Annotated in this window: 11 protein-coding genes; 7 read left to right on the top strand and 4 right to left on the bottom strand. The window is 71.3% G+C overall.

The window, feature by feature from the left end:
* Nucleotides 1-291 precede the first annotated feature (291 nt).
* Nucleotides 292-1,320 (bottom strand): LacI family DNA-binding transcriptional regulator, encoded by a 1,029-nt coding sequence (locus ACQP1K_RS20825; RefSeq protein WP_433497380.1) that lies wholly within the window; start codon nt 1,318-1,320, stop codon nt 292-294.
* A 402-nt stretch (nt 1,321-1,722) separates the two neighbouring features.
* Here ACQP1K_RS20825 and ACQP1K_RS20820 point away from each other — a divergent pair, with 402 nt between their 5' ends.
* The 4 genes from ACQP1K_RS20820 to ACQP1K_RS20805 are packed head-to-tail and all read left to right on the top strand — an operon-like array spanning nt 1,723 to nt 5,943.
* Nucleotides 1,723-2,826 (top strand): Gfo/Idh/MocA family protein, encoded by a 1,104-nt coding sequence (locus ACQP1K_RS20820; protein WP_433501604.1) that lies wholly within the window; start codon nt 1,723-1,725, stop codon nt 2,824-2,826.
* Nucleotides 2,823-3,986 carry a dihydrodipicolinate synthase family protein gene (locus tag ACQP1K_RS20815; RefSeq protein ID WP_433497379.1) on the top strand — a complete coding sequence of 388 codons (1,164 nt, stop codon included), beginning with the start codon at nt 2,823-2,825 and terminating at the stop codon, nt 3,984-3,986. Before ACQP1K_RS20820 ends, ACQP1K_RS20815 begins: the two co-directional genes overlap by 4 nt.
* Nucleotides 3,983-4,864, top strand: coding sequence for a sugar phosphate isomerase/epimerase family protein (locus ACQP1K_RS20810; protein ID WP_433497378.1), 882 nt, complete (start codon nt 3,983-3,985; stop codon nt 4,862-4,864). Before ACQP1K_RS20815 ends, ACQP1K_RS20810 begins: the two co-directional genes overlap by 4 nt.
* Nucleotides 4,849-5,943: a glycerate kinase gene (locus ACQP1K_RS20805; RefSeq protein WP_433497377.1), complete on the top strand. Its 1,095-nt coding sequence runs from the start codon at nt 4,849-4,851 to the stop codon at nt 5,941-5,943. Before ACQP1K_RS20810 ends, ACQP1K_RS20805 begins: the two co-directional genes overlap by 16 nt.
* A gap of 23 nt (nt 5,944-5,966) precedes the next feature.
* On the opposite strand, the gene ACQP1K_RS20800 is transcribed toward ACQP1K_RS20805, so the two are convergent.
* From ACQP1K_RS20800 to ACQP1K_RS20790, 3 genes are all read right to left on the bottom strand, one after another.
* The gene (locus ACQP1K_RS20800) at nt 5,967-7,973 is read right to left on the bottom strand and encodes a DUF6807 family protein (protein WP_433497376.1); all 2,007 of its coding nucleotides are present in this window, start codon (nt 7,971-7,973) and stop codon (nt 5,967-5,969) included.
* On the bottom strand, nt 7,961-9,013 hold the full coding sequence (locus ACQP1K_RS20795) for a mandelate racemase/muconate lactonizing enzyme family protein (protein WP_433497375.1): 1,053 nt from the start codon (nt 9,011-9,013) through the stop codon (nt 7,961-7,963). Before ACQP1K_RS20795 ends, ACQP1K_RS20800 begins: the two co-directional genes overlap by 13 nt.
* Before the next feature lie 180 nt (nt 9,014-9,193).
* Nucleotides 9,194-10,075, bottom strand: coding sequence for an NAD-dependent epimerase/dehydratase family protein (locus ACQP1K_RS20790; RefSeq protein WP_433497374.1), 882 nt, complete (start codon nt 10,073-10,075; stop codon nt 9,194-9,196).
* A gap of 318 nt (nt 10,076-10,393) precedes the next feature.
* Between ACQP1K_RS20790 and ACQP1K_RS20785 the strand changes: the two genes are divergently transcribed.
* From ACQP1K_RS20785 to ACQP1K_RS20775, 3 genes are all read left to right on the top strand, one after another.
* Complete coding sequence (locus ACQP1K_RS20785; RefSeq protein WP_433497373.1) at nt 10,394-11,350, top strand: aldose epimerase family protein; 957 nt, start codon at nt 10,394-10,396, stop codon at nt 11,348-11,350.
* Between the two features lie 339 nt (nt 11,351-11,689).
* The gene (locus ACQP1K_RS20780) at nt 11,690-12,703 is read left to right on the top strand and encodes a carbohydrate ABC transporter permease (RefSeq protein WP_433497372.1); all 1,014 of its coding nucleotides are present in this window, start codon (nt 11,690-11,692) and stop codon (nt 12,701-12,703) included.
* A gap of 52 nt (nt 12,704-12,755) precedes the next feature.
* A complete protein-coding gene (locus tag ACQP1K_RS20775) occupies nt 12,756-13,550 on the top strand; it encodes a carbohydrate ABC transporter permease (protein ID WP_433497371.1) in 795 nt (264 codons plus the stop codon).
* Nucleotides 13,551-13,588 lie beyond the last annotated feature (38 nt).

The following is a 13,588-nucleotide window of genomic DNA, read 5'->3' as shown; positions in this document are numbered from 1 at the left end:
CCTCCGGGCCGCGCAGGCGAAACCCGGACGGTGGGACCGACGGATCCGACGATTCACATACGTGAACAGTAGTCAGAAGTATGAACAACTGCCGCAACTGTAAGAACTCGGGGCGACAGGTGTCAAGGTCTCCGCGGAGCCGTACGGGCGGAATGCGCGGGCGACCGAGGGACGGGACGCCCGTGAGCGTGCCGAGCCCGCCCCCGGTCCGCCGGGCTCGCGGTGTCCGCCGGGCCCGCGTTCAGACGAGATCAGACGAGATCAGGCGAGACCGGGGGAGATCGGGGGAGGTCAGGCGAGCTTCGCCGTGCTGGCCCGGACGACCACCTCGCCGCCCATCCGGAGGACGCGGCGGCGACGCTCGGGGTTTTCGGTGAGCGCGAGTTCCAGGGCACGCTCGCCAAGCTGCTGCAACGGCAGCGCCACCGTGGTCAGCGGCGGCGTGAGGTCGCGGACGATCGGGATGTCGTCGAACCCGGCGATGGACACGTCGTTGGGCACGGACAGACCGCGGTCGCGTACGGCGGCGCAGGCGCCGATGGCCATCACGTCGGCCACGGCGAACACACAGGTGGCCCGGGTCCCCTGGTCCAGCAGCCGGGTCATCGCCGCATACCCGCCGTCGCGGGTGAAGGGGCCCTCCACGATGTCGGCCGCCGCCAGCCTCACCCCGGCCTTGCGGAGTTCGGCGCGGAAGCCGCCGAGCCGGTCGGCGACCGTGGTCAGCACGGGAGGTCCGGTCAGGACGGCGAACCGGCGGTGGCCCATCTCCAGCATCGCCCGCGCCATGGCGGCGGCCCCGGCCCGGTTCTCCGGCAGCACCGTGTCGACCCGCAGGCTGCGATGTCTGCTGATCACCGCCACCCGGCCCCGGCCGTCGAGGTAGGGCTTCAACTCGGCCTCGAGCGCCCGCTCCCAGTGAAGGTCCTCGAACCCCGAGCCGATGAGCAGGATGGCGTGGGCCCGCTCGGCGCGCAGCATCGACACGTACGCGATCTCGCGCTCGGGGTCGCTGAACGTGCTGGCGAGCATCACCAGCAGGTCGTTGTCCGCGGCGACCCGCATGACACCGCCGGCGATCGCGGCGAAGTAAGGGTCGCTGACGTCGTGGCAGACGACGCCCACGGTGCGGTGGGCGCCGCCGGCGAGAGCGCGCGCGTGCGCGTTCGGCGTGTAGGCGAGCCGTTCGGCCGCGAGCAGCACCCGCTCGCGCAGGTGCGGCGTCACCCGCATTCCGTTGAGCGCCCGGGACGCCGTGGCGAGCGAGACGTCGGCGGCTCTCGCCACATCCTCCAGCGTCACGTGCCTGCGTGCCTGCATCCGCTCTCCCCGCGCAGTGCTTGACCCGGCCATTTAGGCATGGTTATCGTACGCCCCTGAAAGCGCTTTCAGAAACCGCGTTCAGAACTGGGCTCATCCACCGGCGGGGGCCCGGCTCGCTCATGGTACGCGCCTACCCGGCGGCAAGGAAGGGTTGAAAAGACGCTTTCCCGGTGCGGCAGGACATGACCCTCGAAACGCGACCCAGAGCCAGGAATCGCCGGGGGAGAACGGAGGGTCGTGGCCGCGCCGACGGTGTCCGAATCGAAGACCACCCGGGCGACGGGCGTCGTCCGCACTCCGCTCGGTCCTACGACGACTTCTGAACGACCGCCAGAACTGGAAGGACACACGGTGCAGCGCACGTTAATCGGGATCGTACTCAACGGCGTGACCGGACGGATGGGGTATCGGCAGCACCTCGTCCGGTCCCTGCTCGCCATCCGCGAGCAGGGCGGCCTGCCCGCCCGCGACGGCAGCCGCATCTGGCCGGAGTTGACCCTGGTCGGCCGCAACGAGGCCAAGCTCGCCGAGATCGCGGCCCGCCACGGGCTGACGTCGTACACGACGGATCTGGAGGCCGCGCTCGCCGACGAGTCCAACCAGATCTACTTCGACGCCCAGGTGACCTCCGAGCGTGAGCGGGCGATCAGAGCGGCGATCGGCGCCGGAAAGCACGTCTACACGGAGAAGCCCCTGGCAGAGGGGGTGGCCGGCGCTCTGGAACTCGCCCGGCTCGCCGCGGCCAAGGGGGTCAAGAACGGGGTGGTGCAGGACAAGCTGTTCCTCCCCGGCCTGCGCAAGCTCAAGCGGCTGGTCGACGGCGGGTTCTTCGGCCGGATCCTGTCGGTACGCGGCGAGTTCGGCTACTGGGTCTTCGAGGGCGACTGGCAGACGGCCCAGCGGCCGAGCTGGAACTACCGCGCCGAGGACGGCGGCGGCATCGTCATCGACATGTTCCCGCACTGGCACTACGTCCTGGAGCAGCTCTTCGCCCCGGTGACGGCCGTGACCGCGCACGTCGCGACCCACATCTCCGAGCGGGTGGACGAGAACGGCCGGGCCTACCGCGCCACCGCAGACGACGCCGCGTACGCGATCTTCGAACTGGCCGGCGGCGTCGTCGCGCAGATCAACTCCTCCTGGACCGTACGGGTGTACCGCGACGAGCTGGTCGAGTTCCAGGTCGACGGCACGCACGGCAGCGCCGTCGCAGGGCTGCGCGGCTGCCGCGTCCAGCACCGTGGTACGACGCCGATGCCGGTGTGGAATCCTGACCTGCCGGTCGCCGAGAGCTTCCGGTCGCGGTGGCAGGAGGTCCCGGACAACGAGGTTTTCGACAACGGCTTCAAGGCCCAGTGGGAGGCGTTCCTGCGTCACGTCGTCGACGACGAGCCCTTCCCGTGGGATTTCCTGTCCGGCGCGCGCGGCGTGCAGCTCGCCGAGGCCGGTCTGCGGTCGGCCCGCGAGGGCCGGCGGGTCGAGATCGAGGAGATCGCGCTGTGACCGCGACGATCTCCCTGCCCGGCGCGGACGGCACGGTCGAGCGGCTGACGCTGCGGGAGCCGGCCGCCTGGCGACGCCCGGCCACGTCCCTGACCAGCAGGATCGCGTACGCCGCCGCGCACGTGGTGGCCGATCCGTACGCCGACAACGCCCCCGGCCGGCCCGCGCTGCTGGACTGGGACGCCACCATGGCGGTGCGGCGCGACCTCTGGTCCTGGGGGCTCGGGGTCGCCGAGGCGATGGACACCGCTCAGCGCGGAATGGGGCTCGACTGGGCCGCCACCCGGGAGCTGATCCGGCGCAGTGCCGGCGAGGCGGCGGCCTGCGGCGGGCGCGTCGTCGCCGGCGCTGCGACCGATCAGGCCCCCGCCGTGCTGCGCGACCTCGACGAGGTCGTCGCCGCGTACATCGAGCAGGTCGCCTTCGTCCAGGACTGCGGAGCCACCGCGGTCGTCATGGCGAGCAGGCAGCTCGCGGCCCTGGCCACCGGGCCCGACGACTACCTGCACGTCTACGACAGGGTCCTGTCCCAGACCGGCGCGCCGGTCCTGCTGCACTGGCTCGGCGACATGTTCGACCCGGCGCTCGCGGGCTACTGGGGCTCGCGCGACCTCGACGCGGCGACGAAGACGTTCGTTTCGCTGGTCCGCACCCACGCCGACGTCATCGACGGGGTGAAGGTGTCGCTGCTCGACGCGGACCGGGAGGCCGGGCTGCGTGAGCTGCTGCCGCCGACGGTGCGCGTCTACACCGGCGACGACTACAACTACCCCCGGCTCATCCAGGGCGACGGCAGGCACTTCAGCCACGCGCTGCTCGGCGCCTTCGCGGCCATCGCACCGGCCGCTTCGGCGGCGCTGCGGCGGCTCGACGCGGACGACGAGGCCGGGTTCCGGGAGATCCTGGACCCCACCGTCCCGCTGTCGCGGCATGTCTTCGCCCCGCCGACTCAGTACTACAAGACGGGCATCGCGTTCCTCTCCTGGCTCAACGGTCTACAGCCCGGGTTCACCATGGTCGGCGGCCTGCACAGCGGGCGCGGCGTTCCGCATCTGGTGCGGACGTTCCGCCTCGCCGATGCCGCCGGCCTGCTGCTCGACCCCGATCTGGCGGCCGCGCGCATGACGCGGTACCTGTGGGTCGCCGGGGTGATCGCATGATGGCCCGGCCGCAGGGGATCGACACCGGCGTGCCGGACCCGCGCCTGGCGCGGCTGTCGCTCAACCAGATGACCACCAAACCCTGGTCGGTCCGGGAGGCCGTCGAGGGATGCGTGCGGGCCGGCATCCCGGCGATCGGGCTGTGGCGCGGGCCGGTGGCCGAGGCCGGAGTGCGGGCCGCGGCGAAGATCGTCGCTGACGCCGGTATCCGCGTGTCGTCGCTGTGCCGCGGCGGCTTCCTCACCGAGACCGGTGAAGCGGGCCGCGCCGCCCTGGACGACAACCGGCGTGCCGTGGACGAGGCGGTCGCCCTCGGCACGGACTGCCTGGTCATGGTCGTGGGCGGGCTGCCCGCCGGCTCCCGTGATCTGCCCGGCGCGCGGCAGCGGGTGGCCGACGCGGTGGCCGGGCTGGTGCCGTACGCCGCGGAGCGGGGGGTGCGCCTGGCCCTGGAACCGCTGCATCCGATGTACTGCGCGGATCGGGCCGTCCTGTCGACCCTGAAGCAGGCGCTCGACATCGCCGAGCGGTTCCCGGTCGAGCAGGTCGGGGTCGTCGTCGACACGTTCCATGTCTGGTGGGACCCCGAGGTGTGGACGCAGATCGCGCGGGCGGGCGCACGCATCGCGGCCTTCCAGGTGTGCGACTTCCTCACCCCGCTCCCGGCCGACGTGCTGCTCGGCCGCGGCATGATGGGCGACGGACACATCGATTTTCCGCCGTTCAGCCGGGCGGTCGCGCAGGCCGGGTACACCGGCGACGTCGAGGTCGAGATCTTCAACGCGGAGGTGTGGGCGGCCGACCTCGACGAGGTGCTGGCCACCATGAAGGAGCGCTACATTCGGTTGGTGCTGGAGGGTGGATGCGGGTCGTCATAGCACCGGACTCGTTCAAGGGCAGCCTGGCGGCCGGTGACGCCGCGCGCGCGCTCGCGCAGGGCTGGCTCGCCCGGCGGCCCGCCGACGAGGTGCGGCTGCTTCCCCTCGCCGACGGCGGCGAGGGGGTCATCGACGCGTTCGCGGCCGCACGGCCGGAGGGCGAACGCAGGACGGTGACGGCGCCGGGGCCGGACGGCCGGCCGGTCTCCGCCGCGTGGTCGCTGCTGCCCGACGGGTCGGCCGTACTCGAACTGGCCCAGTCGAGCGGACTGCCGCTCATGCGCCGCCCGGATCCGCTCGGCGCCCACACCTACGGGCTCGGGGTGGTCATGCGCGCGGCTCTCGACGCGGGCGCCTCCCGCCTGATCGTCGGATTGGGCGGATCGGCCTCGACCGACGGCGGTACGGGCGCCCTGCGCGCGCTGGGCCTGCGCCTGCTCGACGGACGCGGGCGCGATCTACGGCTCGGCGGTGCGGCGCTCGTCGATCTGGCCCGCATCGACACCGGCGACCTGCTCCCGCCGCCCCCCGGCGGGACGCGGCTGCTGGTGGACGTGACGGCGCCGCTGGCCGGGCCGGCCGGGGCGGCGGCGACGTACGGCCCGCAGAAGGGCGCGCGGCCGGACGAGGTCGACCTGCTGGACCGGGCGCTGCGACGGCTCGCCGAGGTGGTCGGCGGAGATCCCGGCCAGCCGGGGGCGGGTGCCGCCGGCGGCACCTCCTACGGCCTGGCCACCCTGTGGGGGGCCCGGATCATGCCGGGCGCCCGGACGATCGCCGCGCTGGTCGGGCTGCCGGAAGCGCTCGCCGGCGCCGATGTCGTCATCACCGGTGAGGGACGTTTCGACGAGACCTCGCTGACCGGCAAGGTCGTCGGCTCACTGCTGGACCAGGCCGGGGACGCGGCGGTGCGGGTCGGCGTCGTCGCCGGTCAGGTGACGGGTGCGGTGCCCGGGACGGTGTCGGAGGCGGTCTCGCTGGCCGACATCGCCGGGTCGGTCGACGCCGCGCTGAACGACCCGGCGAAATGGCTGATCGAGGCCGGTGACGTCATGGCACGGAGGCTGACCCGCGACTGACCCCGGCCGGCCTTCGGTAGCGGTCACCCGCCGCTCCCGGGGCGTGCCGTGCCGGCCGACAGCGCCAGCCGCGCCGCTGCCGCCCGGTCGAGCCGCCCGTCCGCCACGATGGTGATCACGCGGCGGGTCAGCGCGTCCGCGACGGGCAGCGGCCGGTCCCAGGCCAGCGCGGGACCCACGCCGGGGTACTCCGCCACCCGCACGAACCACGGGTCCACCGGACCGGCCTGCACGAAGACCAGGCTCCAGGCGTCGGACACCAGCGCCAGCCAGGGGGAGCGGCTGCCGTGGACGTCGCGCTCACCCTCCGCCTCGGCGGTGAACACGGCCGGGTTCTGCGCGTCCTTGCGCGCGCGCCAGAAGAACCCGCCGTACCCGGCGCCCGGCCGTCCCTTGCACGCCGAGCTCCTGACCTCCAGGGGCTCGCGCACGGTGAGCGTGAAGGCGAAGTCCAGCGCCCACGCGCCGCCCGCCGGCACGGGCCCGGCCAGCACGGTCCGCCGCTCCCGGGCGACGGCCGCGCCGTCCGGGCCGAGCCACGTCAGCTCCTCGTGGAACCCGCCCTCGCACTCCTCGAAGGCGTCGTGCCGCTGCCGGCCGTGGTCGCCCAGCCAGACCGGGCCCCGGTCGCGGACGAACGTCCTGCCACCCCAGAAGTTCACCCCGCCGACGTCCGCCACGGCCAGGCCGGCGCCCAGGTGATGGACGTGGTCGGCGGGGCGGAACTCGGTCACCTCCACGCCGGCGAGCGTCCGCACCGGATGCAGGTACGGTCGCGGCGCGTCGGTCGCCGGCAGGTCGGGCCGCCATACGTAGGAGGCCACCGGTGTCCCGGCCACCCGCAGCGTCCGCGTGGCCGCCGCCTGCGGTTCCCGCGCGGACGTCCCCGCCGCCGGTGGCCGCCAGGCGGACGGCCGCGCCGTCGCCCACGGCGCGTACCGCTCCGAGCTCAGCTCAGAGAAGAGGGCCAGCCGCCGGGCGCTTCGGTCCGTCAGCTCTTTGATGCCGGGGAGCTCACGCCGGTCGGCGTGCATCGTCTGGTGCTCCGCCGCGATCGGCAGCGGGTCGGGCGCCAGCCGCACCGCCTCGAGGAACTCCATGAAGGCGCCGGTGCGCCGGAGCGGCACCAGCGGTTCCGCGCCGTCCCTGACGTGTTCGATCAGGTTCTCCAGCAGGTTCACCCGGGGGTGGACCGTCCCGTCGAGGTCGTCGGTGGTGTAGGTCAGCCGGGCCGTGCCCGCCGACCCGTGCACGATCAGGTACGGCTCTGACCGCCCCGTCGCGCACAGCGACACGGCCACGGTGATCACCTGGCCGTCCGTCAGGCGGATCCGGGCCGCTGCCGTGTCGTCCGACTCGATCGGGTTGGCGTGGAACAGCTCGAGCTCGACCGAGGCGATCGCGCCCCGCTCCTCGACTCCGGCGACCGCGAGCGCGGTGGCGGTGGCGTGCGCGAACGGGTTGGTGAGCGCGCCGTCCATCACGGCCCGCCCGTTCAACCGGCGGCGGCCGGCCCAGGCGGAACGGGTGAAGTAGCCGGCCGGCCGCTCCCACGCGCCCGCCACGCCGATGCCGCGGATCTCGCCGAGCGCGCCGGAGGCGATCCGCCGGCGCAGCGCGGGGATCGCGGCGGAGCCGAGACTCTGGAAGCCGACCTGGCACGTCAGCCCGCTCAGCTCGGCGGCGGCGGCGATCCGCTCGAAGCCGGCCAGCGATGCCGCGGGTGGCTTCTCCAGCAGCACGTGGGAGCCCGCGCGCAGCGCGGTCACCGCGAGGTCGTCGTGGGTGTCGATGGGCGTGCACAGGATCGTGATCTCCGCGCCGGTGCGTTCGATCAGCCCGGCCAGGCCGTCGGGGCGCGCCTGCTCGGGAGAGCCGAGGCCGTCCAGCCGCTCCGCCTCCACCGGGCGCACGTCGCATACCCCGGCCAGCTCCACCAGTCCCCGGGCGGCCAGCCCGCGCAGGTTCTCCAGGTGCGAGCGGCCATGGCCGTACGCGCCCGCGAGCACGACCCTGGTCAACTCGCCCATGTCAGCCCCAGCCCGGCCCGGCCGCCCGAGCGCAGCTCCGCGCCGCTGATCTCCACCGGGTACGGCTCGGCGAGCAGTCCGAGGTCGGACAAGGAGGCGTCCTCGACCAGCTCGACCATGGCCGGATGGTGCAGCGTCAGCGCGAGCTGCCCCGACAGCTCGGTCAGCAGATGAGGGTGGACCGGGACGTCGAAGGCCCGCGCCAGCTCGGCTACGCGCAGGAACGGGGTGATCCCGCCGACCCTGACCACATTGGGCTGGACCACGTCGCACGCGCCCGCGGTGAGCAGGTCGCGGAAGCCGTGCACGGTGTAGACGTTCTCGCCGACCGCGACCGGCACGCCGATGCTCCGGCGCAGTTCCACGTGGGCGGCGACGTCGTCGGCCGGTAGCGGCTCCTCGATCCAGTGCGGGTCGTACGGCGCGAGCGCGGCGATGGCGCGGCGGGCCCGGTGCAGATCCCACCGCTGGTTGGCGTCGATCATCAGCAGCGTGCCCGGGCCGATGATCTCGCGGACCGCCGCGACCCGCTCGACGTCCTCGGCGAGTTCGGGCCTGCCGACCTTGATCTTGACGGCCGGGTATCCCGCGGCGTGCCAGCGCCGAGCCTGCCCGGCCAGTTCCTCGAGCGAATAGTGCAGGTTCACGCCGCTGCCGTACACCTGGACGCTCCCGCGGCGCGGCCCGAGCACGTCCACCAGGGAGGACTCCCCGCAGCGCAGGTCCCACAGCGCCAGATCGACCCCGGCCATCGCGATCGTGGTCAGGCCGCCGCGCCCGGCCTCGCTCAGGTGCCGGGAGAGCCGGTCCCACACCAGTTCGGGGTGGGCCGGGAGACCGATCAACGCGTCCCTGATGTCGTTCTCCAGCAGAGCCCGTACGGCCTCCGCCCCGATCTGCGGCGTCCAGGAGAAGCCGGTGCCGGTCCGCCCGTCCCGCAGCGTGATCTCACACACGATCACGTGGTTGTATCGCACGTCCGCACCCCACGGGCGACGCAGCGGCACCGTCCGCGGCGTGGTCCGCAGATCCTTGATCATGCGGCCACCCGGGCGGGGCCGGTGCCGGCGTACCCGGCCGGTTCGCGCGCACCGCCGGGAGACGGCGAGGGGAGGAGCGGGACCCCGCTGAGGTTCATGATCGATGATCCTTTCGGGAGGGCTCGGTGTCCGGGACCATTCAGCGCTCAGGACGGCTTGGTGCTCAGGACGGCTCGGTGCTCAGGTCAGCTCGGTCCGCCAGCTGCGCTTGGCCTGCCAGCCGAGCAGCCGCTCGGCCTTGGCCGAGGAGAAGGCGGGGGCGGTGCCCGTGAGGGTGGCCGCGAAGGCGGCGGTGGAAGGGATGACCCGCGGCAGCAGCTCCGCGAGCGGCTCGCGGGCCAGCGCGTCCGCCGCGCCGGCGAAGAAGACCTCGCCGTTGGGCAGATCGGGCAGCCGGTCGAGCAGGGTGAGCAGCAGGTCGGCCGCGTCGCGGGCGTCGATGTAGTTGAACAGCGAGACTCCGGCGATGTCCGGCCGGTCCAGCCGCTCGGCGACCGTGTGCCCCGACTGGGTCGGCGCCCCCTCCCACTCCTCCGGCGCGATCACGAAGCAGGGGCGTATCGCGGCCATCTTCGTCTCGGCCGTGCGGGCGAAGGACCGCATCGTCTCCTCGGCGACCAGCTTGGACAGGCTGTAGGCGTTCCACGGCTGAGCCGGGTGGTCCTCGTCGATGGGCAGGTAGGCGGGGGTCCAGCCGGTCGGCGAGCCGTACCCGATGACGGTCGGGCTGCTCGCCACGATCATCTTGTGCACGCCCAGGGCCGCGGCCGCGTCGCACATGTTGAAGGCCAGTTGTGAGTTCGTGCGGAACGTCACCAGGTCGCTGCGGCTGAACGGAGTCGCGATGGCGGCCAGATGCACGACCGTGTCCGGCCGGAACCGCGCGATCACCTCATAGGCCTCGCCGAGGTCGGCCAGGTCGGCCGGGAGGACGGCGGCGGCGTCGGCGGGGGTGCCCGGCACCCGGTCCACGCCGATCACCTCGTGGCCGGCGGCGGCGAGCGCGGACACGACGCTGCGCCCGAGGCGTCCGGCGCTCCCGGTGACAAGAGTTCTGCTCACAAGTGTCTTTCCCTTCTGGCAGTCCCCGAGGGGCTCGGAGCCTGCAACCAGTTGCATCAAACTGTGTCGTCAACCGATCGAAACGTCAAGGGTTGGATTCCCCCATACATCTGACCTGCTTTTTCGCGTTCCCGGGCGAATGGAGAGTGCGCAACCGGTCGCAGATCAGCAGGTGATTTCCGGAACTGGACGCTGGTACAGGTGCAACCGCGTGCGTTACGGTGCCGCCGTCGCCGCGGGCGAGGCGGCCACCCCGCCACCGTCGAGCGGGAGTCCGGTCCCGGCGATCAGAGAATCGATCGAGAGAGCGAGTCAACCGTGAGATTTGGGGCTACACCCACCGGAGAGACCGTGGACCGGCACGTCCTGACGAACGGCCGGATGCGGGTCGGGATCCTGACCCTCGGCGCGATCGTTCAGTCCGTCGAGCTGCCCGACGGGACCGACGTCGTCCTCGGCCTTCCCACCGTGGCTGACTACCTCCAGCGCAGCCGCTACTTCGGCGCCCTGGTCGGGCGGTACGGCAATCGCATCGCGGGCGGTTGCTTCACCCTCGACGGCGTCAGCCGCCAACTGCCGTGCAACGACAACGGGAACAGCCTCCACGGCGGGAAGGCCGGGTTCGACAAGCGGATCTGGCGGGCCGAAGCGGACGGCGAGCGTGCCGTACGGCTGACCTACGTCAGCGCGGACGGCGAGGAGGGCTACCCGGGCACGCTCACCACCTCGGTCACCTACACCCTCACCGAGCGCGACGAGCTGCGGATCGACTACCACGCCACCACCGACGCGGCCACGGTGCTCAACCTGACCAACCACTCCTACTTCAACCTCGCCGGCTCGGGGGACGTACGCGATCACGTCGTCACCATCGAGGCCGACCATTATCTGCGGGTCGACGCCGGGAAGATCCCGCTGCCCGGGGCGCCCACGCCGGTGGCGGGCACGCCGTACGACTTCACCCGGCCCACGGCGGTGGGGGCACGGCTCGACGGCTGCTACGACCACTGCTACGTGTTGCGCCCCGGCGGCGTGATGCGGGTGGAGGAGCCGGTGAGCGGCCGGACGATGGAGGTGACGACCACCGAGCCGGGCGTCCAGTTCTACACCGGGCACATGCTGGACGGCATCGCCACGCCGTACGGCAGGCAGGCCGGGCTCTGCCTGGAGACGCAGCACTTCCCCGACTCGCCCAACCGGCCCGACTTCCCCTCCACCGTGCTCAGGCCGGGGCAGGAGCACGTCTCCACCACCACCTACCGGTTCGCGGGCTGACCGCGTGCCGAGCCACGTCGTGACCTGAGCGGCCGGGTCGGTACGGGAGGCGCGCAGCGCCCGCCGGTCCTCCGGGCGCTGCGCGCCTCCCGGGCGCTCACGGAGCCGTCGCGTCGTCCACGATCGCACGTCCATCACTGCAACCGCTTGTAATAAGACGGTCGCCAAGTCGATAACTTTCCCACTCGTCATGGATAGCAACCAACCCGTCTACCTGCGTCAACATAGATCTCGACATATCGATAACGCCGAGATAACGCCTGCAAAGGGTTGACGGACCTTTCCCCTGGGCTATAGGAAAGCGCCCAATCCCATCACGTCTCATCGGGAGGTCCCGTGATGACGACCGAATCACGCGAGCTTCGGTCCGGGTCTGTGCCGGAGGTCCCTCGAGTCGATTCGCCGTCGCCGAAGCCCGCGGTCGCGGCGCCCGCTTCCGGAAGCGAAACCTCGCGGAGCGTCCGCCGCTCCCGACACGAGGCATGGGCGGCCTACCTGTTCCTCACGCCGTGGTTCGTGGGCCTGTTCCTGATCACGATCGGTCCCATCGTGGCCTCGCTCTACCTGTCCTTCACCGACTACAGCCTGCTCGAAGAGGCGAAGTGGATCGGCGCGGACAACTACTCCAAGATGTTCGGCGCCGACCAGCGGTTCTGGACCTCGCTGAAGGTCACCACGATCTACGTCGTCGTCTCTGTGCCGCTCCAGCTCGCCTTCGCCCTCGCGCTGGCGCTGCTGCTGGACCGGGGGCTGCGGGGCCTGTCCTTCTACCGGTCGATCTACTATCTGCCCTCGTTGCTCGGCGGCAGCGTCGCGATCGCCATCCTCTGGCGGAAGATCTTCGGCGCCGAGGGCCTGATCAACGCGGGGCTCGCCGTGTTCGGCATCCAGGGCAGCAGCTACGTCAACGATCCCGACACCGCGCTGGGCACCCTGATCCTGCTGCACGTCTGGACGTTCGGCGCCCCGATGGTCATCTTCCTGGCCGGCCTGCGGCAGATCCCGAGCAGCTACTACGAGGCCGCCGCCATCGACGGGGCGGGGACGCTCCAGCGGTTCAGATCGATCACGCTGCCGCTGCTCACACCGATCATCTTCTTCAATCTCGTGCTCGAGGTGATCAAGTCGTTCCAGTCGTTCACCCAGTCGTTCATCGTGAGCAACGGCTCGGGCGGCCCGAACGACTCGACGCTCTTCTACACGCTCTACCTCTACCTCAACGGCTTCAAGCACTACGACATGGGCTACGCGGCGGCGCTGGCCTGGGTCCTCGTCCTCATCATCGCCGGTCTCACCGGGGTCAACTTCCTCGCGTCCAAGTATTGGGTCTTCTATGGCGACGACAGCAAGTAGGCGGCTGCCGGTCCTGTACCGGCGCCGTGTCTCCAGAGGTGCCAAACACCTGATGCTGATCGGCTTCGGCCTGGTCATGCTCTACCCGCTGCTGTGGATGATCTCCAGCGCGCTCAAGCCGGAGGAGCTGATCTTCCGTGAGCCCGGCCTGATCCCCGATGAGATCACCTTCGAGAACTTCACCGAGGGCTGGAACGCACTCGCCCACCCGTTCGGCTACTACCTGTGGAACTCGGCCGTGGTGACGGGGCTGTCGGTCGCCGGCAACCTGGTGGCCTGCTCGATGGCCGCCTACGCCTTCGCCCGGCTGAACTTTCCGCTGAAGAAGCTGTGGTTCACGATCATGCTGGGTTCGATCATGCTGCCGCTGCACGTGGTGATCGTGCCGCAGTACATCATGTTCGCCAAGCTCGACATGATCAACACGATCTGGCCGCTGGTCCTGCCGAAGTTCCTGGCCCACGACTCGTTCTTCATCTTCCTGATGGTCCAGTTCATCAGGACGCTCCCGCGCGAGCTCGACGAGGCGGCGGCGATCGACGGCGCCGGCTACTGGCGCACGTTCTTCCGCGTCATCATCCCGCTCTGCACCCCCGCGCTGGCCACCACGGCGATCTTCACCTTCATCTGGACGTGGAACGACTTCCTCAGCCAGCTCCTCTACCTGAACAACCCGAACAACTTCACCGTTCCGGTCGCGTTGCGCACCTTCCTGGACTCCAGCGGCGAGTCGTCGTGGGGGCCCATGTTCGCCATGTCGATCATCGCACTCGGGCCGATCTTCGGATTCTTCCTGGCCGGCCAGAAGTACCTGATCCGCGGTGTCGCCACCACGGGTCTGAAGTAGTTCCTCACCCCCCGAAACGAGCTGAGAGAGGACGAGCG

It is taken from the genome of Sphaerimonospora sp. CA-214678, from assembly GCF_050942215.1.
Classification (GTDB): domain Bacteria; phylum Actinomycetota; class Actinomycetes; order Streptosporangiales; family Streptosporangiaceae; genus Sphaerimonospora.
The sequence above is the reverse complement of the archived record's forward strand: the minus strand, read 5'-3'. Positions and strand labels throughout refer to the sequence as shown.

Coding starts and splice junctions, on each gene's coding strand:
- ACQP1K_RS20820 (WP_433501604.1), top strand. CDS start 1,723: ATGGGGTATCGGCAGCACCTCGTCCGGTCCCTGCTCGCCATCCGCGAG.
- ACQP1K_RS20780 (WP_433497372.1), top strand. CDS start 11,690: ATGACGACCGAATCACGCGAGCTTCGGTCCGGGTCTGTGCCGGAGGTC.
- ACQP1K_RS20810 (WP_433497378.1), top strand. CDS start 3,983: ATGATGGCCCGGCCGCAGGGGATCGACACCGGCGTGCCGGACCCGCGC.
- ACQP1K_RS20805 (WP_433497377.1), top strand. CDS start 4,849: ATGCGGGTCGTCATAGCACCGGACTCGTTCAAGGGCAGCCTGGCGGCC.
- ACQP1K_RS20775 (WP_433497371.1), top strand. CDS start 12,756: ATGCTGATCGGCTTCGGCCTGGTCATGCTCTACCCGCTGCTGTGGATG.
- ACQP1K_RS20825 (WP_433497380.1), bottom strand. CDS start 1,320: ATGCAGGCACGCAGGCACGTGACGCTGGAGGATGTGGCGAGAGCCGCC.
- ACQP1K_RS20800 (WP_433497376.1), bottom strand. CDS start 7,973: ATGGGCGAGTTGACCAGGGTCGTGCTCGCGGGCGCGTACGGCCATGGC.
- ACQP1K_RS20795 (WP_433497375.1), bottom strand. CDS start 9,013: ATGATCAAGGATCTGCGGACCACGCCGCGGACGGTGCCGCTGCGTCGC.